The organism is Niallia sp. FSL W8-0951 (assembly GCF_038006525.1).
Classification (GTDB): domain Bacteria; phylum Bacillota; class Bacilli; order Bacillales; family Cytobacillaceae; genus Niallia; species Niallia circulans.
This window is the reverse complement of sequence record NZ_JBBOVK010000001.1, coordinates 304,363-325,538: the sequence shown is the minus strand read 5'-3', so window position 1 is coordinate 325,538 and position 21,176 is coordinate 304,363. Positions and strand designations below refer to the sequence as shown.

Below are 21,176 nucleotides of genomic sequence, written 5' to 3'. Positions count from 1 at the left end.
ATGAGAAACAAAGAAAAGACAACTCGCAAAAAATCAATACGTGTTAAATTAATCGGAATTATTGGTCTTACCCTATTAATTACTATCCTAGGATCTTCTTCTCTCTACTATGGTTATTCTAACAATACTTTAAAAAATGTTTATAAAGAAGAAAACGAAGCATCTGCCGTTAGTTCAGCTAAAAGCATCCAAATCTTTTTAAGTAAACATGAAAAATCAGTAGAAGAGCTTTCTTTACATATTGCCAGTTTGTATGACGATAAAGGAGAAAATGAAACGATTCTTCAATTGTTAGAGAATACAAAGTCTCATGATGAATCACTAGTTGCTGCTTATTTTATTGATGCTGAATCAGGCAGAATGGATATTGCTCCATGGGTTGATTTTGGGAATGCATTAGATACGAGAGCATTTAAAGAAACAAAAGAAGCAGATACAACCCACTGGATGGAAGTTTACAAAGATAATGTTACAGGCGATATGATGACTTCCGTTATCACACCAGTAAAAAAGAATGGTCAGCTTATTGGGGTATTAGGATACGATATTTCATTAGATGCTATTGGTGATTTAAGAGAGCAGTTACAAAAAGGAAAAGAAAATAAATTATTGGTTTTGGATAATCAAGGGGTTGTAGTCACTTCCTTCTTGGACGCAAATGGAAAAAATCTTTCCATTCAACAGAGTGGAAAAATTAAAGATGTAGAAGATGTAGTGAAAGATAAAGCAGCCTTTAAAAGAGAATTTAATTGGGTAGACTCCTTATACGATAAAGATACAGTGGATACAACTGCATCCTTTGAAGGTACTTCTTATCAAGTAAATTCTTCAACGATTGAAGAGACTGGTTGGAAAGTGGTTTCAGTGACAGCAGATAGTGTGATTTCCAAGAAATTAAAAGGTATTACATGGATTGGATTAGGCACTAGTGCAGGTGGTTTAATCATTGGTATCATAATTGCTTACTACCTTTCCAAAATGATTCTTAACTATTTACGCAAATTTAATGAAGCAACAGAAAAAGCTTCCAAAGGGGATTTAACCGTTTCTTTGGCTATTAATAGCGATGATGAAATCGGTGAATTTTCTAAAAATTTTAATACGATGTTAGTAAATATTCGACATATGACGAAAAAAATCCAAACTGATTTTTCTAAAGTGAAGGAGACTTCCCAAAGTTTAACTGAAATTGCTTCTCAAAATAGTGCTTCCATTGCAGAAGTTACAAGCTCAATAGAAGAAATAGCTACTGCTAATAGCCAGCAATCTTCAGAAGTTGAAAAAGGCTCCATGGCCATTCAAGAGTTAAATGAAACAATTAATCGATTGGTGGCACAATCAAAAAATATGGAATTTTCCCTGCAAGATGCCCATCAAGAAGTGGGGTCTGGAAGAACAAATGTAACAAACTTAGAAAGTTCGTATCAAAATTTAGAAAGCTCATTATCAAAGGTTGCTTTCATTGTTAATGATTTAAGTGATAAATCTAAAAATATTTCCCAAGTTACTGAGGTTATTAAGCAAATTTCTGAACAGACTAACTTACTATCTTTAAATGCAAGTATCGAGGCTGCACGTGCTGGTGAACACGGACGTGGTTTTGCAGTAGTAGCAAATGAAGTACGAAATTTAGCAGAACAATCGAAGGAATCTGCTGAACATATTCAAAATATTATTTACTCTGTTATCCAAGATACTGCTCAAGCTGTAACAATGATGAAGGAAACAAATACGATTAGTGAACAGCAAAAAGATGCGGTAAATAACGTTACTGATTCCATTAATCAAATCACTAATTCTTTAGAAAAAATTGTGGAAGATATTCAAGTAGCGAATCATGCAATCCATGAAATCGATGTGCAAAAAGATGTGGTAGGTGGCATGATTAATGAAATCTCTGCTTCCTCAGAAGAAACAACTGCTTCTACAGAAGTAATCTTATCTTCTATGGAAGAACAATCTGCTTCTACAGATGAAGTGAAACAATATGCTGATTCTCTCACTACATTGATTGAGACAACAGAAGCTGAAATAGCAAGGTTCAAAACAGAATAAAAATGGATGCCGAGATCAAAACGGCATCCTTTCTTTTTTATCCTATAATTTCGCAACCTATCCTAGCGATCATCAACAAGATTTTACTATAAAAAATAAGATCAATAAAATTCTAAATTTTCCTTCTAAACTCTAAGTTTGCTAGACTAGGGCAGATTGGAATGAATGGTATAACTTTTTTCCATAAAAAAGAGCCAACTTCTAGCAGAAGTTCACTCTTAGTCATAAACTCTTGATTATTTATTTTCCTATGGCAGTTCCATCACTTCTTGGGTCGACACCACCATATAAAAATCCTTGTTCATCGATCAAAATAGCATTTGCATGCCCCATAATTCCGTCAAATGCTTCTACTCGGTTTACGGTATGACCAGCCTTTTGCAGCTTTTCCAAAACATTTGCCGAAATACGGTTTTCTATTTTTAGCTCTTCGGTTTTTTCTCCCCATGTACGCCCCCATACAAACCGTGGCTCACTTATTGCTCTTTGGGGATCAAGTCCATAGTCAAGCATTCTCGTAATCATCAAAGTTTGTGTCTGCGGCTGGCCTTCCCCGCCTTGTGTACCATACAACACATATGGTTTATTCTCTTTAAAAGCCATGGCAGGCATCAAAGTATGGAATGTCCGCTTATTTGGCTCCAATGTATTGACATGATCAGGATCAAGTGAGAAAAATGACCCTCTATTTTGCATAGTAATCCCCGTATCTCCTGCAACCACACCAGAACCAAATTCAAAATATAGACTTTGAATAAAAGAAACAGCATTCCCATCTTTATCCACAACAGCGGCATGGGCTGTATCGCTTCCAACAGGGCGCGAAGTATAATCTGCGGTATATTCCAATGAGATGGAATCCGCCATCTCCTTTGCATACTTTTTGCTTAATAGCTGCTCTAATGGAATGTCATGAAATGTCGGATCTGTCAGATGCTCATTCCGGTCTTGAAAGCTTCGTTTCACTACTTCTATTATTAGCTGATAATATTCATAGGATTCATACGGAATGGATGAAAAATCGAAATTTTCTAATATATTTAAAATCATGAGTCCCACAAAGCCTTGTGAATTGGGAGGAGCCTGATACATAGTATAAGAGCGATAGGTACTAGCAAGCGGTTCACTCCATTCCCCTTTATGTGCGGCAAAATCTGCTATTGTTAAATAGCTGCCTTTTTTCTGCAAACCAGAAATAATTCTGTTGGCCAGTTCTCCTTTATAAAAATCATCTCTTCCATTCGCTCCTAATTGTTTTAACGTGTTCGCTAAATTCTTTTGCACAAACCGAGAAAATTTTTCTGGAACCTTTCCATCTGGCAGAAAAACAGCCGCAGTTTCTTCTATATTTCTTAAAAGTCCCTCATTTTTCACCGTATTTTCATATTGATCATTAGAAAGAGGAAATCCCTTTTCTGCATATTCAATAGCAGGCTGTAAGACTTCTGCAAGAGTCATGCTTCCATATTCTTTTAAGATAGCATCCCAGCTATCCACCATGCCAGGAACAGTTAGAACACTTTCTATTCCTCGAAAAGGAATGCTCTCTTTTCCCTTAAACATTTCTCTTGTAACAGCCGCTCCTGACTTCCCACTTCCATTATAAGTACGCACTTTCCCTGTCTTTTCCTTATAAGTCAGCCAAAAAGAATCTCCCCCAAGACCAGTCATATGCGGATATACTACAGCTAAGCAAGCACTCACAGCAACAGCAGCATCAAATGCATTGCCTCCCTTTTGGAGAATTTGTTCACCTGCTTGTGAAGCTAAATAATGTGGACTTACAATCATTGATTCTGTGCCTACTATTACTTTATTCAACTTACTATTTCCTCCTTAAGTCCAACATTAATCGCTGCTTTATTGTCTTCTTTCCCTTTATCGCTTGTAAATATAAACAATATGGCACCAATGATTAATAACCCGCCGGCTAGATAAAATCCGAATTCTAGACTGCCAGTTTTATCAGCGAAATACCCCGTAATATATGGCGCAAATATAGAAGAAAGCATCCCGCTAAAGTTAAAGAATCCATAAACTCTTGAATACATAGACTTTGGAGTAATATCTGCCATATATGAAATTAATACTGGATCCAGCGCTAATTTTCCAAGCAAACCATATAAACATAATCCGACAATCAGCAAGGAATAATTGTCTGTATAAGGAATTGCAAATTGACAAATTGCTCCAGCTAATGCCAGCGCGATAATGAGCGGCTTTTTACTTTTAATGCGATCAGACAAGAAGCCAAATAGAATGGCACCTGGAATGGAAGCCCAAGGCACTAAAGAAGAAATAATCCCAGTTTGGGAGGCCTCAATGTCTCTTGCTGTTTGTAAGTAATAAGGAAGCCATGTCAGCATACCGAAAAAACCATATAAGGAACAAAAGATTAAGATATATACAAAAATATGATTTTTAGTGAAAATTTTCTTCATCTCGACTTTCTCATATTCAGATTCTACTTTCCTCTCCTTATGTGAATTGTCACGAACAAATATGCCTATTAAAATAGCAACCAAAACGGTAGGGATTGCAAAAACATAAAACGGAAACTGCCAGCCTTTATTTAATGTGTAGGTAAAATAACTAGACGACATAAATCCTAACGAAATACCAAAAGCCATTCCACTGTTAATAATGGCTGATACTAAGCCGCGATATTTCTTTGGGGTTATCGTAGAAGAGATACCATACTGTGAACCATAATAAGTACCTTCTCCTAAACCAGTAATTGCTCTCATAATTAAAAACATCGCAAACGTGGTGGAAGCACCACTTAAATAGGTACCAACGCCAAAAACGATAAAGCCAATTACTAACACCTTTACTCGCCCAAATTTATCTGCCAAAAAGCCAGTAGGGATTTGCATAAAAGCATAGGCAGCAAAAAATACTGTAGCCATTAACCCTAGTTCGGTTTGGTTTAAGTTCCATTCTTCTCCAATGCTTCCCATGACTGGTGATAGAATATTACGATCTGCATACATAAATACCCAGCCTAAAAAGAATAAAAAGATAACAAGGATAGGATGTGATTTTTTCATATTGCAATCTCCTTTTCTGAATGTTGGGACAATTGTAACATGAGTAAAATAATAAAATCTGCATCTTGTCAGAAAATCTCACACGATTTTTTCAATAAGAAAAAAATTTCAATTAAAACCTTTCGTATTGTTGTAATAATAATAGCAATCAATTCCATAAAGTTCTCCATAGAGACTTATAGGTTTCCAAACGAAAATAAAAACAATAAGTTTATGTGGATTTTCCTCTCTCCTAAAGAACCAACATATAAATCCTTATCCAAGTAGGTTTTTTCAATAAAAAAAGAGAAGCAGCAACATACTGATTCTCTCTTCTAAACTCTATAAAATAACATTCTATGTGAAATTTCTTATATAATCCCTTGTTCTATCATAGCATCCGCTACTTTAATGAAACCTGCTATATTAGCACCTGCAACTAGGTTTCCTTTCGCTGCATACTCCTCAGATGCTTGGATACTTTTACTATAAATATTTTTCATAATTGCTTGTAACTTCTTGTCTACCTCTTCTTGCGTCCAAGCTATTCGTGCACTATTTTGTGCCATTTCTAAAGCGGAGACTGCCACCCCGCCTGCATTTGCTGCTTTGGCAGGTGCAAATAATACTTTATGCTCGATAAAGGTATCGACTGCTTCAAGAGTAGAAGGCATATTTGCCCCCTCGCCTATTGCTTTTACTCCATTGGCAATTAATTTTTCAGCTGATTCTTTATTCAGTTCATTTTGTGTTGCACATGGCAGGGCAATATCACATGGAATCGTCCAAATACCTGTGTATCCTTCTTCGTAGATAGCATCAGGATGTCTATTCACATATTCATAGATTCTTTTGTTTTCCACTTCTTTTAATTGTTTCACCGTATCAAGGTTTATTCCATTTGGATCATACACATAACCGCCGGAATCGCTGCAAGCAATCACTTTAGCCCCTAACTGTATCGCTTTCTCCATCGCATAAATCGATACATTTCCCGAGCCAGAAACTACTACCGTATTGTCTTCAAAACCTAGTCCCTGACTTTTCAGCATTTCTTCCACAAAGTACACTAAGCCATATCCAGTTGCTTCTTTTCTCCCTAAGCTTCCACCATATCCGATTCCTTTTCCAGTTAAGACACCTGCTTCATAAGCACCTTTTAATCGTTTATATTGTCCAAACATATAGCCAATTTCTCTTGCTCCTACTCCGATATCTCCAGCAGGCACATCGATATCCGGACCAATATGCTTACTAAGTTCAGTCATAAAGCTTTGACAAAAACGCATTATTTCGAAATCAGACTTCCCCTTCGGATCAAAGTCAGAACCGCCCTTTCCGCCGCCTATGGGCTGACCGGTTAATGAGTTTTTAAAGATTTGCTCAAATCCAAGAAATTTAATAATACTGGCATTAACAGAAGAATGAAATCTTAGTCCTCCTTTATATGGTCCAATTGCATTATTAAATTGGACACGATAGCCGCGGTTTACTTTTATATTTCCATTATCGTCTACCCAAGGGACTTTAAAGCTAATTAGTCGATCTGGCTCAAGCATTCTTTCTAATACAGCATGTTTAATATATGTTGGATTTTTTTCAAGTACAGGAACTAAAGAATCGAGGACTTCTTTAACTGCCTGCTGGAACTCCTTTTCGTGAGGATTACGTTCTTTCACTTGATTTATTAATTGATTAATGTAATCTTTCACCGTTTGTGTTTGAAATTCTTCTTTTTTATCCAGCACTTTCATCCTTTTTCAGCCCCTATAATAAATTAATGTTAGAATATTCTCTTTTCTAAAAGTTGTTTTTATTTTATAATTTTATAATTAATAGGTACAATACTAATTTCGGATTGAATTCATGCGTTAAACGCATGAATGGAAAAGAGTGCAGACATGGAAATAAGACAAATACAGTATTTTTTGGAAGCTGCCAAAAGGGAACATATTACAGAAGCTGCCGATGCTTTGCATGTGGCCCAATCCTCTGTAAGTCGACAAATTTTCAATTTAGAAGCAGAATTAGGGGTCGAGCTTTTTATCCGTGAAGGAAGAAGCGTGAAGTTAACACCCCTTGGAAGAGTTTTTTTTGAGCGAATGAAACAAATATGGAGTATGATGGAAGACGCCAAAAGAGAAGTGGAGGAATCCCTTGATCCGGAAAAAGGGACAGTTAGAATTGCCTTTCCTATCAGTATGGCTGCCCATACGCTTCCCTCTATCATCTATTCTTTTCGTACCCGATATCCAGAAGCAAAATTCCATATGAGCAACGCCCTGTATTATGACCTTATCGATGGAGTTATTAATGGAGAATTTAATTTGGCAATGATTGCGCCAATGCCAAACCGAGAAAAGGAGGATAAAATTAACGGTGCTACATTATTTACAGAAAATATTGTTGCCCTACTTCCTCTTCATCATCCATTGAGCAATCAAAAAGAGTTACAGCTAAAAGATTTAAAGAATGATCCCTTCTGTGTCTTACCAGAAGGATTCGTATTCAGGGACCAAGTGGTTAAAGCATGTCATGATGCAGGATTTTCTCCACAGATTGCATTTGAAGGAAAAGACATAGATGCACTGAAAGGATTAGTATCTGCCGGGTTAGGAGTAGCCTTGATGCCAGAAATGACATTGGTGGATAACACACCACGTTCTACTTGCGTCATTCCCCTTTCAGATGTTAATCTGACGAGAACCGTTGGGGTTATTTATCCAAGTCATCGCAAACTACTTCCAACAGAATCACTATTTTACCAATTTCTCTTAGAGACATACGAAAGATTGAATGAGTTTAAAAAGTAAACAGCCAAAAAGGGTGTCAAAGCATATCAGCTGTGACACTCTTTTTACATTAAATCAGCAATTAACATCCCAAAATGCAAACGGAAGATGCTCCTTAGTTATCCAATCTCATAAATGAACATTTAATTTTCCTTATTTTGACTTGAATGTAACGAAATAATAGATAGTATGACAATATTTAATGATAATTACCTAAATTTCGTAATGAAGATATAGTCCCTAGTGCCATCGATTCAATTTTGTTCTTTTTGTTATCGTTTCCACTATCATCAGTAAGCGATGCCATTCAGCGGTTTAATGGATAAAACGCCAAAAATATCTCCTAGCTTTCTTTCCATCTATGTATATTGACTTATTTGTAAAAAAAGATTTAGATTTAAAGAAATGGTTTATTGAGTACTACTAAATTTTTTTAAGGCTAGATAATGATATTAATGGAAAGAAAGGAACTTCTTAATATGAAAAGCATTCAAAGCCGTTTATTTTTTATGCTTCTTGCTTTCATTATCCTGCCCTATTTTTTAACGGTTTTAATTATTTATGGATATACAAAGGATAGTGTCGAACAGCATGAACTGCAAAACAGCAAAGAACAATTAGATAAATTATCCAAAGAATTAGAACAATATTTTAACGATATGATTAACCTTCCCTATATTTTATATAGAAATCCAGACTTTTTTCGGATTTTCACTAATGGCTATGAAGATTCCATTTATTTTAATCCAATTGCTATGGAAGAAAATATTGAAACTTTTTTCCTGATGCGTTCCGAAATCCGCCAAATTCGTTTTTATTTGGATAAGAATAAAGAATCATTCACTATTTATAATGGGATGATCAGCGCAAGAAAACCGCAAAATGATTTTATGAAGCTAGACTCCATGCAAGAGCTGATTCATTCAAATTCACGTTTTTTAATAGAGCCTTCCCATACGATTGGAAACTATAATAATGCCGCGATTATACCTGAATCAGACAAAACAGAGGTTATGACTATCCATCATAAAATATTGGATCCTCTATCCAAAGAATTTCTTGGGGTTATTACAATTGATATGGATCTAGACAAGTATGCACAGATTTGCAGGAATCTATTACAGGAGAAAGGTGATTCCATTTATCTTCTTAATGAACATGATATTGTAATGTATACAAATGTTCATTCCCTAATAGGAAAAACAGCAGATGAGAAATTCCTTCATGCCAGCCAGGATAAAAGCAATGATATTATCTTATCTAAAACATTATCAAAACCACTTCATCAGTGGAAAATCGTAAAGGTGACACCTAGTGATAGATTATTTTATGATGCTAGACAAACCGCTTACACCAACATACTGGTTGGGATAGGGGTGGGGGTACTAGGACTATTAATGATCAGCATCCTTGCCTATTATATATCACGTCCTATTAAAGTGCTCAGCCAAAAGGTGCTTTCTATTAAAGGAGGAAATTTAAATATTCCTTTTACCGACAACCGCGAAGACGAAATTGGTCATCTAGAAAAGCATATGAAAGAAATGTTGGAGCGTATAAATCTCCATATTGATCGGGAATACAAATTGGAGATTGAGAATAGAAAAAATCAATTACGAGCACTTAAATCTCAAGTGAATCCTCACTTTCTATTTAATGCTCTTCAATCCATTGGAGCAGTTGCGCTGCAAAATAACTCTCCTAAAATCTATCAGCTTGTAACATCCTTATCAAAAATGATGAGATACTCTATCCGAGCAGATCAGTGGGTTCTAATTCGTGAAGAACTGGATTATATAAAAGCATACTTAACACTGCAACGGGAACGTTTTGGCAGTAAGCTAAACTACTCTATTCAGATAAGTGAAGCAATCCAAGGGATAAAAATCCCTAGTATGATACTCCAACCACTAGTAGAGAACTATTTTAAACATTGCTATGAACAAGGCCATTTTGATTCTTCTTTAAACATAACAGGCGAAATTAAAGAGGATTTTTTATATCTAATTGTTGAAAATGACTACTCAAGTTTATCAGCAGAAGAGCTGGAGACTATAAGGAGTAATATCTATCGTGCTCCTTATGCTGGCGAATTTTCTCACGAGCATATTGGTTTAAAAAATATACATGACCGTCTTCTTCTAAACTACGAATCAAAAGCAGGTTTAGAGATAGCTACAAACGAGAGACAAGGATTTATCGTAAAGCTATATATCCCGATGCAAAATTAAATAGATGGTTCATCATTGCGAACCATTCTTTTCGAGGAGGCTCATTCAATTTGAAAGTTCTTATTATAGACGACGAAATTAATGTACGATATGTTATTCGCTATATTGGTGAATGGAAAAAACACGGAATTACGACCATCTTAGAAGCTAGCAATGGAGAAGAAGCAATAAAAATCATCAAAAAACAAAAACCAGAAATTATCTTTACAGATGTGAAGATGCCGAAAATGGATGGAATAGAAATAATTGAGTGGCTAGATTCCATTTCCTATCCTGGTAAGGTTATTCTGATTACAGGATTTGACGATTATACCTATATGCGAAAAGCAATCCAGTGCAGCAGCTTTGATTATTTATTAAAACCGATTGAAGCTGAATCTTTAAACAATACTCTATCAAAAGCAGTACAATCATGGATAACCGAGAATAAAGATGCAGGTGTTTTAGAAGACGCCAAAAGACTGCGCTTGAATCAATTGGCTACACAAGCCTGTATGGGAGAAGAATTTGACTTAATAGAGCTTGCTTCTAGTCTTCCCGATACAGTTGAGTATGAACTAACGCTTATTTCTTTTTATCAGATGCACCATTCTGAGCCATATATCCAATTACTTGCCGATCAACTTATCGAAAAAGGAATAGGAAATGCTTTTACCCTTCAACATGATCATAGCCTTTGCTTAGTAATTACCACTAGCCAACAATGGCTGTCTGTTGAAGAATGGATTATTCAGCAATTCGATATCCCTATCCGAATCGTAAATGGAATGTCCCTTCTATCGTTAGGAAAAATCCATGAGTCTTATCAATCGATGCAAAAGGCAGTGGAAGAACAAAATTACCGGACGATTCACCGTTTAAATGATATAGACGATGCCAAGCGAATGCAGGATATAGTTTCATATGTGGATACTTATTATATGGAAGAATTAAGTTTAGAAAAACTTTCTAATCGTTTTTTCTTAAGTCGCGAGCATATCTCTAGAAAATTCAAACAGCAAACAGGCATGCCTTTATCCAAATATATTATGAAGCTGAGAATCGAGAGAGCTAAATACTTGCTTCGGGAAAAAGATGAAAACATTTATGCAATTGCTTTATTACTCGGTTATCAAGATGAAAAGTACTTTTCAAAATTATTTAAAAAAATGGTTGGTTTAACGCCATTTGAGTACAGAAACTGTCAAAAAACGTTGGACGCAAAGTAGATACACCATCAATAATAAATGAGAGTGAAATAGCAGGAGTGAAATTATGACAAAGTGGACATTCACATGGCTTATTGCAGGATTGTTGATTGTTGCACTTTCAGCTTGTCAGCCAAAATCAGAAGAAGACTCAAGCGAAAGAAAAACAGCCGATGAACGCATCACACTAACTATCCGAAATCCAAAAGTAGAAATTTCTACCCAATTTGAAGAAATGGTGATGGCATATGAACGCGAACATCCAAATATAGATATTCAGGTTCACACTGTAGGTGGTGCTGCTGATGATCTTGCTGATTTGAAAGCCCAAATTGCAGCGGATAATGGTCCTGATATTTTTACAAATACAGGGTATGACAATGTGAAAATATGGAGTGACTATTTAGAAGATCTTTCCGATCAACCATGGATTCCTCATGCGTACAAAGACACCTTGAAACCAGTAACAATGGATGGCAAAGTGTATGGAATGCCCCTTAATATCGAAGGATATGGATTCATATATAACAAAGATTTATTTCATAAGGCAGGAATTCATACGCTTCCTAGAACATTATCTGAGTTACAGGCTACAGCACAAACATTAGAAGAATCCGGTATTACGCCCTTTGCAACTGGATATTATGAAGAATGGAAGCTTGGCGATCATCTCTTAAATATTGCATTTGCACAACAAGATGATCCTGAAGCATTTATTGACCAACTAAACAAAGGAACCACAAAAATTACGAACAATCAAAAATTCTTAGATATTATTTCTTTACTTGATACTACCATCAAATATGGAAACCACAATCCCCTAACAACAGACTATAATACAGAAGTTGATCTCTTCGCTTCGGGAAAAGCTGCGATGATTCAACAAGGCAATTGGATTCAGCCAATGATTGATCAGCAATCTCCGAATATGAACATTGGATTTCTGCCGATTCCTATTAACGAGGAACCAGCTGATGCAATCGCTGTTAACGTTTCTAATTATTGGGTAGTAAACAAGCAATCATCTGCTGAAAAGAAGAAAGCAGCCAAAAATTTTCTAAACTGGATGGTATTTTCAGAGCAAGGAAAGTCCTTTATGACGGAACAATTTAAATTCATTCCAGCTTTTGACCATATAGAGGCACACCATCTAGGACCGCTTGCAAAGGAAATTATGAACTACTATCAGACAGGAAAAACCCTTAGAGCCAACTGGTTTTCCTTTCCTAATAGTGCACGAGAAGAATTTGGATTAGCTATGCAATTATACGTGGGCAAACAGCTAAATCGAGATCAATTGCTGCAGGAATTTCAAAAATCTTGGGAAAAGGCTGCCGCTTCGTCTTCCCACTAATTCCCGCCTTCTAATCGCTCCCTTTTGCAGGGAGCGATTTTTTAGTTTTACAAGAAATCATTCTCTCTATTTGAAATAAGGAAGATGGTCCCATTCTTCTATTATATCCCCTAGTATATTCGATTTATCTTATATCAATATAAGACTAGATTTCTATCAATCTATGCCATATGCGCAGAAACTAGATTAACCTATAATTTTATTAGAAACACGGTGTATTTGCTGCTTTGTTTTTATAAATCAGCAGTTCTACCCTGTCCTTATCTTTTGTTTCATCTAACATATTCTAGGAGGTAAACCATGAAATTGAACAAGCTTGCTAAACAAGCAACAGTCGTATCATTGGGTGCAGCTATTTTATTTGGAGGTAGTGGGTCACTAGCTTTTGCAAAGCAAAAAGAAAAGTTAGACCACAAAGAATCTTATGATATTTCACATATCACTCGATTCGATATGGAAAAAATGACGGAACAACAAAACGATTCTAAATTTAAAGTGCCAGCTTTTGATGAATCAACGATTAAAAACATCCCTTCAGCAAAGGGCTACGATGAAAAAGGTAATTTAATTGATTTAGATGTCTGGGATACATGGCCGTTACAAAATGCAGATGGAACAGTTGCAGAATATAATGGCTATCAAATTGTATTTGGATTAGCTGGAGATCCTGATAGAGGATGGGATACATTTATTTACATGTTCTATAAAAAAATTGGTGATAATTCCATTGATGCATGGAAAAATGCAGGAAGAGTATTTAAAGACAGCGATAAATATGCTACCAATGATATTATTTTAAACAATCAAGCAGAAGAATGGTCTGGTTCAGCAACTTTCACTTCTGATGGCAAAATCCGCTTATTCTATACGAATCGTCAAGGCTGGGATCCTGATCATGGATTTTTTGGAAAACAAACATTAACTACTGCCCAAGTTAATGTATCTAAACTAGATGCAAATACATTAAAAATTGATGGTGTGGAAGATCATAAATCCATCTATGATGGTGGAGATGGATCTGTATATCAAACAGTTGATCAAGCTTTTTCAGGTGGAAATTATGCAGATAACCATACATTAAGAGATCCTCACTACGTTGAAGACAATGGACATAAATATCTTGTATTTGAAGCTAATACAGGAACAGATTATGGCTATCAAGGAGAAGAATCATTATTTAATAAAATCTATTATGGGGGCAGCACTAAATTTTTCAGAACAGAAAAAGAGCAGTTATTACAAAGCCCGAAAAAGAATTTAGCAACACTAGCAAATGGTGCATTAGGAATCATTGAGATTAATGATGATTACACACTAAAAAAAGAAATGAAGCCGTTAATTGCTTCCAACACTGTTACAGATGAAATTGAACGTGCGAATATTTTTGAAAAAGACGGTAAGTGGTATCTATTTACAAGTTCCAGAGGTTCAAAAATGACTATTGATGGCATTAACGACAAAGATATTTACCTATTAGGATATGTAGCTAATTCTATTACTGGACCATATAAACCTTTAAACAAAACAGGTATTGTCTTACATCAAAATCTAGATCCAAATGATATTACATGGAACTACGCTCATTTTGCGATTCCACAAAAGAACAGTGACAATGTAGTTGTCACAAGCTATATGACAAACAGAGGATTATTTGAAGATCATCAATCCACTTTTGCTCCAAGCTTTTTATTAAATATTAAAGGCAATAAAACTTCTGTAGTAAAAAATAGCATTTTAGAACAAGGTCAAATCACTATAAATAAATAAAAAAACGAGGTTGGGATAAAAGTATTTCAATTTAATATAACCCGAACAATTATACATTCATACTAAAAAGGATTCGTATAATTGTTTGGGATTTTTATTTATTGAAGAAAAAAGGTATGTGGTAATCACCCGCAGACTGAATACACTTCGCTTTCCATGGGGCGCGCGCCAAGCCTCCTCGTTCCTGCGGGGTCTTGGACTTTCTCGCAGCTCCCATAGGAGTCTCCGTGTATTCAGTCTGCTCCATTTAGTTTCTTTTGAAAAAAATGTTGGAACGAAATACTCTTTAAAAACGGAGTGAAATGGAGTGGAAGACACTCAACTCCTGCGGGAAATAGAGCAAAGCCTAAGACCCCACAGGCTTGCCGAGGAGGCTTAGGTTGCTCCCCGCGGAAAGGGAGTGTCTGTAACGCAATGGAACGAATTGGATTCACCACTAAATTAGAGATTGTTCGTCTTTATCCATTATTTATTTTGCTTTGTCCCACCCTCTTTTACCAATAGCAAGAAATACAGGATAAGCGCGGTGATATTACTTGAAGAAACCAGCAAAGCACACACAGAAAGTCCTATTACTCTCATGCCTTATTATACTTGTTGGCATCCTCTTATTTTGGAATCAAATCACTAAGGTTTTTACTGAAACAGTAGACCAGCAAGAAAAGACCGTTGTTTCTGATGGTCAATCCTATCGTGCCAAATACCATTTCACTACACCTGACAAGTGGAAAAATGATCCGCAAAAACCAATCTATTTAGATGGCATCTATCATTACTATTATCTTTACAATGGTGATTATCCTGACGGTAATGGCACAGAATGGAGACATGCTGTTTCAAAAGATTTAGTGCACTGGAAGGATAAAGGAATTGCCATTCCAAAATACACAAATCAAAATGGAGACCCTTGGTCAGGTTCTGTCGTTGTTGATAAAGAGAATACAGCTGGATTTGGATATGGCGCACTTATCGCAATCGTCACTCAGCCGTCAGCCAATCAGCAAAAACAAGAACAGTTCTTGTGGTACAGCCTCGATAATGGCAGTACATTCACTTCATACAGTGATACGCCTGTTATGACAAATCCTGGAACCGATGATTTTCGTGATCCCAAAATCATTTGGTCAAAAGAGTATCATAAATGGATAATGCTAATGGCAGAAGGAACAAAGATTGGTTTTTATGAATCCTCTAATCTGAAAGATTGGACATACCTCAGTGATTTCTTCACAAATGATATAGGAATTGTGGAATGTCCGGACCTTTACTATATGCAGACAAATGATGGGAGCTTCAAATGGGTGCTTGGTGCGAGCGCAAATGGAAAAACAAAGAATCAGCCCACTACTTATGCTTATTGGATTGGTCATTTTGATGGAAACCATTTTACAGCTGATCATCCAGAACCCCAATGGCTTGATTATGGTTTGGATTGGTATGCTGGGGTAACATTTGAGGATGGAAGCAATAGTGATGATTACAAGAAAAGATATGCTTTTGCGTGGATGAATAATTGGAATTATGCCGACAATACCCCAACATTACAAGAAGGCTTTAACGGAATGGATTCTGTTGTTCGACAAATTCAATTAAAAAATAATGGGGAAAATTCCTATTATTTAGCTTCCCAACCAATCGAAGCATACAACAAGCTGGCCAAGACAAAAGATCATCTAAAGGAAATAGAAGTAAACGGCCAAAAGCAACTAGAGATGACAGGAGAAATTTATCAACTAGAGACGGACATCTCATGGACAGAGTTAGATAATGTCGGTTTAAGACTTAGAGAATCTTCTGATCAAAAGCGATATGTGAATGTAGGAATCTTTATAAAAGAAAAATACTCATATGTAAATCGTTCTTTGACCGAACATCCAGATCAGCAGAATACACATTCAGAAAGTACAGCACCCTTTCCCGCTGAACAAACACAAGTACATTTAAAGATCCTTGTTGATAAAAGTAGTATCGAGTTTTTTGTAGATGATGGGAAGGTTGTGCAATCGAATTTAATATTCCCTCATGCAGATGATCAAGCCATCACATTGTATTCAGATGGCGGGACAGCAATCTTTAAGAATATGACGATTACACACTTTGATTAATGGCTTTGGGCATTCTTTCTTCAGACAGAGAACCGAACATCCTTTTTCACTAATCGCCAGCTTTCTTTTTCCATATCTACTGTATGGTCTCCCCCAGGAGTGATGACATTTTTTCTTACGTGTAAGAATCTTATTTGTAAACAAAATGCTCCATACACTCTATTTAGAATCCATATAAAAGCACTTTTCCTTTTTTGCGAAAAGTGCTCTTACATACTTTATAATACTTTCATTCCCTTTTATTTTACTACCCTTATTCTAATTTCCTTTGCAATTTTCGTTTCTGGATGCTTAACCTGTATGCTTGTTACTCCTGGCTTTAATGCTTTAATGGAAATACCCTTCTCCTCGTCATCAGACTCCGTGATTTCGATTATGTCTTGTTCAGCGCTGTCCCAACTAAAAGGAGAACTGCTCTTAATCCAATCTGGCTTTAAAATCGCTTTAATAGTTTTGATTTCCCCTTCTTTAAGAGTTAAATATTCCGAACTTACTACTATACGTTCGACTTCATTTTCCTTTGGGCGTTCTCTCCAGGTTGAATATAAAGGATAAAAGTCTAGTGAAACAACCTTCATACTACCACCTTTTGTATATAACTCTATTCCGTTGCTCGTAGGCTGGGAATAGATTAATTTCGTAAAGACATATTCCCCGTCGTTTATAAACACCTCAACAGATGATTCATCAACAAATCCTCTTATCTTTATTCGTTTCTCCTCAACAGGGTAAGTAGTTGTATGGTTATTGCCAAATTGAAATGGATTCCCATTTCGATCCAATAACGTTTCTAATCCAGCACGAGATCTATCTAAGAATAGTTTTTTACCTAACGTATTTACACCTATAACCGTATTTTCGTCCTCTGATTGTCGAACGCGAATACCGAATTCCTCTACGTTTTCCCATTCCAGCACAGCTTCAAATTCATAAGTGGTACCAGAAAAATCAGGAATTGACTGCTCCCCATTGACCTCCATAGGATCAATAGCAATATGATTAACACGTAAACTTTCTAACTCCCTAACCGGTTCTTGAAATAACTTAATACTTCCATCCTTAACTGTTTGTAATTGCAGTTCACGTGGAACCGACATAGATCCCTTCCATGCTTCCGTCGGCGATTGATAAGGATATCTCCAATTCGCCATCCAGCCTAACCATATTCGGCGGCCATCTTTTTCCGGGATATCAGAAAAGGACTGAGCTGCATAAAAGTCTTGCCCAAAATCTGTTGTCAAAATAGTTTCTGGCGCATTATCATTAATAAATTGTGTTCCGTCAAACTCTCCAATAAAATATTGAGCAGTTGATCCATTTGTTTCTTCATTATCTCCAACACTAACTTGCAAAACCCATTTCTTATTATTCTCATCACCATCTACAGGCAATTCGAATAAATCAGGACATTCCCATACAGCTGCATGAGATCCCTCCTTATCCCCAAATTGACTCTGAAACTCCCAGTCAATCAAATTATCAGAACGATAAAACGCCACACTTTGATTTGTCGAAACAACCATTACCCATTTTTTAGTGCTCTCATGCCAAAATACTTTTGGATCGCGAAAATCCTTTATTCCTGGGTTGGGGATAACCGGGTTTCCTTTATATCTTTCCCATGTTCTCCCATTATCTTTACTATAAGCAATACTTTGGGATTCTCCTCCCTCTGTATTTGTATAGATGGCAACTAATCCGGCTTTCCCATCAAAAAATCCTGTGGAATCATTCCAATCCACCACAGTGCTTCCAGATAATGCTTGCCCTAGGTTATCATGTTCTAACGCAATCGGCAAATGCTCCCAATGTAATAAATCCCTGCTCACTGCGTGTGCCCAATTACCATTTTTTTGATGAAACAGATGATACTCTCCCTCAAAATAGATGAGTCCATTAGGGTCAGCTAAATTTCCTGAAGGGGTTGAAAAGTGATATTGAGGTCGATACAATTCTGTATAATAATCAGAAGTGGCAGCTTCCATATTATCCGGTCTCAAGGCATCCAAATTTTTCTCTTCCTTTCCCATTTGATGGATACTACAGCCAGTTAATAACCATGCAACAGACAAAACAGCTGTCAAGATTCTTTGTCTCAATTTGCTTCTCCTCCTCTCCTCCTTTTTAGCACCATTTATCCTCCCTTTTTATTGACTACTATAAAGTCTTCGATTTGGTGAAGAGTAGGCATGGCTGGAATTCCACCTTTATTTGTTGCCACATATGCTCCCATCGCATTTCCGAAATTCAATATTTGCTTTAATATATCTTCGCGTATTTTAAAATTCAATAAATCCCTCTTTAATAATTCATATAGCACGCCAGCAAGAAATGCATCTCCGCATCCAGTTGTATCAATTGCTTTTACAGCTGCTCCTGGGACAAATACTAAGCCATCCTCTCCATATGCATAGCTTCCCTTATCTCCCACTGTTACAAAAAGCAGCCGTAAATCAAACTCTTTAAATAACTGCTTTGCTCCTGAAAAAATATCTGTTGTATTCGTTAAAAATGCTAATTCTTCTTCCGAAACTTTGACTATATCCGCAAAATGCAAGACTGCTTCGATTTGCTCTTTTGCCTCCTCTAAGCTTTGCCATAGTAAGGGACGAAGATTTGGATCAAATGAAATAATCTTATGTTGTTCTTTCGCATAATTTAATGCTACTAAAGTTGCTTCTCTTGCTGGCTCATTTGTCATGGATATTGATCCTACATGGAATATTTTAGCATCTGCTATTAATGAAAAGTCCACATCGTCCTTAGATAACATCATGTCCGCACCAGGCTGTCTATAAAAATCAAATGAACGATCCCCCTGATGATCAATATGCACAAATGCTAGTGTCGTTTTTATTGGGGAATAAACAATTCCATTTGTTTGCACCCCTTTATTCTGTAAGGTAGCAACGAGTAATTCCCCAAAATAATCATTTCCTACGCTCCCCATAAATTCTGTTCTCAGCCCTAAACAGGATAAAGCCACTAGAACATTTCCCGGGGCTCCACCTGGATTTGCAACAAGAATCGGAAACCCCTGCTCATTTTCTCCTTGGGGAGTAAAATCAATTAAAATTTCTCCTAATGCTGCTACATCGATCATATCTCTACACCACTTTTCTAACTTTTTTCCATTGAGTTTCGTATAAAATAGCCAGAGGATAGATTTATCCAATCCTCTGGCTTTCCATTATATATCAACTTTTAGAAGGAACAGATACCTTGCCATATACTAGATTTACTTTCCCTTCTTCTGCAAACAAACATATTCGTTTGCTTACTTTATCAGGGAAAATTAAACTTGTTAATGCTTGCTCTCCGCCATTGATAAATAATTCTAAGGAGGCAGAATCTACAATTATTCGTAAATCAAGTGAAGAAGAATCCTCAAGACCAACTCGCTGCAGTTTAGGAAAAATATCGGAAAAATCAACCACCCCAGATTTTTCACGAGACAGACTCAGTACATTTTCTTTCGCATCAATAGTAATAGTTGTATGCTGTGAATCTGTATGTTCTATCCTTAATCCATACTTATTTGCATTTATATTCTTGAAGGATAGGATTATCTCTGTGTATTCATGATCTACTTCAAAAACAGTGCTTTCTTTGGCTGTAATGATTGTGTCTGTTCTTTCTTCTTTTCTATCAAAATAGGTTTCTAATTCTCTTACTAAATGTTGGACGAGATAATACTCTCCCATCTTCTCACGCAGTTCCAGCTCTCTAGGAAGAGTCATCTGACTTCTCCATCCTTCTGTCGGAACTTGATTAGCATAACGCCAATTACTCATCCAGCCTAAATAAATTCGTCTTCCATCTGCTTCAGGAATATCAGAAAAGCTTACCCCAGCATAGTTGTCCTTCCCATAGTCCAGCCATTTTATATCTTCATGTTCTGGCGTAAATTCCTTTCCATCAAATGACCCAACAAAATATTGCGTGCGAGATCCTTCATCATATTGAGGATTATCGCCAATACTGACAATAAGCACCCATTTTTTATCATTTGTATTGTCTATTGGTAACTCAAATAAGTCTGGACATTCCCATACCCCTTCGTGACAGCCGCAATTCTCTCCAAATTCACTTTCAAACTGCCAATCCTTCAAATTTGAAGAGGAATAGAAAGAGATTGTTTGTCCTGTAGCTAAAACCATCATCCACTTTTGGGTATCTTTGTGCCAAAAAACTTTAGGGTCTCTAAAATCAGGATTGGTAGGGTGAGCAAGTACGGGATTACCGTCATATTTAATCCATGATCTTCCCTTATCTATGCTATATGCCAAACTCTGTGTCTGAACAGCCTCCTTGCCGTGATCTGGCTCCGAGTGATGGGTAAAAATAGCCACCAACCCGGGTTCTTCGTTAAAAAAGCCTGTTGTATTATTCCAATCCACAACTATGCTGCCTGAAAAAATGGTTCCATTCTCATCAGGATGTAAAGCTATCTCTAATTCATCCCATACAATTAAATCTTTGCTGACTGCATGCCCCCAATGCATGGCCCCCCATGTGCTGCCATGCGGATTATGCTGATAAAATAAATGATATTCTCCTTTGAAAAACACTAACCCATTCGGATCATTCATCCAATTTTTTTGGGGAGAAAAATGCAAGGCTGGTCTGTATTTTTCGAGTTTAGTAATCTTCAAT

The 21,176-nt window shown here is 36.5% G+C and carries 13 protein-coding genes; 7 read left to right on the top strand and 6 right to left on the bottom strand.

Features of this window, described 5'->3' with window-relative positions; translation table 11 throughout:
* Entirely contained in the window at window positions 1-2,055 is a 2,055-nt protein-coding gene (locus NSS71_RS01415; RefSeq protein WP_341151243.1) for a methyl-accepting chemotaxis protein, read from the top strand.
* Between the two features lie 240 nt (window positions 2,056-2,295).
* Here NSS71_RS01415 and ggt read toward each other — a convergent pair whose 3' ends face one another.
* The 3 genes from ggt to gdhA all read right to left on the bottom strand — a co-directional run bounded on the left by ggt (window position 2,296) and on the right by gdhA (window position 6,838).
* The gene (gene ggt, locus NSS71_RS01410; protein WP_341151242.1) at window positions 2,296-3,876 is read right to left on the bottom strand and encodes a gamma-glutamyltransferase; all 1,581 of its coding nucleotides are present in this window, start codon (window positions 3,874-3,876) and stop codon (window positions 2,296-2,298) included.
* A complete protein-coding gene (locus NSS71_RS01405; RefSeq protein ID WP_047941442.1) occupies window positions 3,873-5,105 on the bottom strand; it encodes an MFS transporter in 1,233 nt (410 codons plus the stop codon). The genes ggt and NSS71_RS01405 overlap by 4 nt, the downstream gene beginning before the upstream one ends.
* Before the next feature lie 350 nt (window positions 5,106-5,455).
* Window positions 5,456-6,838 carry an NADP-specific glutamate dehydrogenase gene (gene gdhA / locus NSS71_RS01400; protein ID WP_061800233.1) on the bottom strand — a complete coding sequence of 461 codons (1,383 nt, stop codon included), beginning with the start codon at window positions 6,836-6,838 and terminating at the stop codon, window positions 5,456-5,458.
* A 147-nt stretch (window positions 6,839-6,985) separates the two neighbouring features.
* Here gdhA and NSS71_RS01395 point away from each other — a divergent pair, with 147 nt between their 5' ends.
* The 6 genes from NSS71_RS01395 to NSS71_RS01370 all read left to right on the top strand — a co-directional run bounded on the left by NSS71_RS01395 (window position 6,986) and on the right by NSS71_RS01370 (window position 16,520).
* Complete coding sequence (locus NSS71_RS01395) at window positions 6,986-7,897, top strand: LysR family transcriptional regulator (protein WP_016204111.1); 912 nt, start codon at window positions 6,986-6,988, stop codon at window positions 7,895-7,897.
* A 458-nt stretch (window positions 7,898-8,355) separates the two neighbouring features.
* On the top strand, window positions 8,356-10,107 hold the full coding sequence (locus tag NSS71_RS01390) for a cache domain-containing sensor histidine kinase (RefSeq protein WP_341151241.1): 1,752 nt from the start codon (window positions 8,356-8,358) through the stop codon (window positions 10,105-10,107).
* A 50-nt stretch (window positions 10,108-10,157) separates the two neighbouring features.
* Entirely contained in the window at window positions 10,158-11,315 is a 1,158-nt protein-coding gene (locus NSS71_RS01385; protein WP_061800237.1) for a response regulator transcription factor, read from the top strand.
* 46 nt (window positions 11,316-11,361) lie between these two features.
* Window positions 11,362-12,648 (top strand): ABC transporter substrate-binding protein, encoded by a 1,287-nt coding sequence (locus NSS71_RS01380; protein ID WP_095320309.1) that lies wholly within the window; start codon window positions 11,362-11,364, stop codon window positions 12,646-12,648.
* A 300-nt stretch (window positions 12,649-12,948) separates the two neighbouring features.
* A complete protein-coding gene (locus NSS71_RS01375) occupies window positions 12,949-14,415 on the top strand; it encodes a glycoside hydrolase family 68 protein (protein ID WP_095321733.1) in 1,467 nt (488 codons plus the stop codon).
* Window positions 14,416-14,951: 536 nt separating this feature from the next.
* Entirely contained in the window at window positions 14,952-16,520 is a 1,569-nt protein-coding gene (locus NSS71_RS01370; RefSeq protein ID WP_341151240.1) for a glycoside hydrolase family 32 protein, read from the top strand.
* Between the two features lie 239 nt (window positions 16,521-16,759).
* Here the strand turns inward: NSS71_RS01370 and NSS71_RS01365 are convergent, their stop codons facing one another.
* The 3 genes from NSS71_RS01365 to NSS71_RS01355 all read right to left on the bottom strand — a co-directional run bounded on the left by NSS71_RS01365 (window position 16,760) and on the right by NSS71_RS01355 (window position 21,175).
* Entirely contained in the window at window positions 16,760-18,619 is a 1,860-nt protein-coding gene (locus NSS71_RS01365) for a glycoside hydrolase family 32 protein (protein ID WP_341151239.1), read from the bottom strand.
* A gap of 35 nt (window positions 18,620-18,654) precedes the next feature.
* Window positions 18,655-19,623, bottom strand: a complete 969-nt coding sequence (locus tag NSS71_RS01360; RefSeq protein WP_047941434.1) for a carbohydrate kinase family protein — start codon at window positions 19,621-19,623, stop codon at window positions 18,655-18,657.
* Between the two features lie 94 nt (window positions 19,624-19,717).
* Complete coding sequence (locus NSS71_RS01355; protein WP_341151238.1) at window positions 19,718-21,175, bottom strand: glycoside hydrolase family 32 protein; 1,458 nt, start codon at window positions 21,173-21,175, stop codon at window positions 19,718-19,720.
* Window position 21,176 lies beyond the last annotated feature (1 nt).

Excerpts from the sequence above, each read along its gene's own strand:
- gdhA (WP_061800233.1), bottom strand. The coding sequence starts at position 6,838 with ATGAAAGTGCTGGATAAAAAAGAAGAATTTCAAACACAAACGGTGAAA.
- NSS71_RS01405 (WP_047941442.1), bottom strand. The coding sequence starts at position 5,105 with ATGAAAAAATCACATCCTATCCTTGTTATCTTTTTATTCTTTTTAGGC.
- NSS71_RS01415 (WP_341151243.1), top strand. The coding sequence starts at position 1 with ATGAGAAACAAAGAAAAGACAACTCGCAAAAAATCAATACGTGTTAAA.
- NSS71_RS01390 (WP_341151241.1), top strand. The coding sequence starts at position 8,356 with ATGAAAAGCATTCAAAGCCGTTTATTTTTTATGCTTCTTGCTTTCATT.
- NSS71_RS01380 (WP_095320309.1), top strand. The coding sequence starts at position 11,362 with ATGACAAAGTGGACATTCACATGGCTTATTGCAGGATTGTTGATTGTT.
- NSS71_RS01360 (WP_047941434.1), bottom strand. The coding sequence starts at position 19,623 with ATGATCGATGTAGCAGCATTAGGAGAAATTTTAATTGATTTTACTCCC.
- NSS71_RS01395 (WP_016204111.1), top strand. The coding sequence starts at position 6,986 with ATGGAAATAAGACAAATACAGTATTTTTTGGAAGCTGCCAAAAGGGAA.
- NSS71_RS01375 (WP_095321733.1), top strand. The coding sequence starts at position 12,949 with ATGAAATTGAACAAGCTTGCTAAACAAGCAACAGTCGTATCATTGGGT.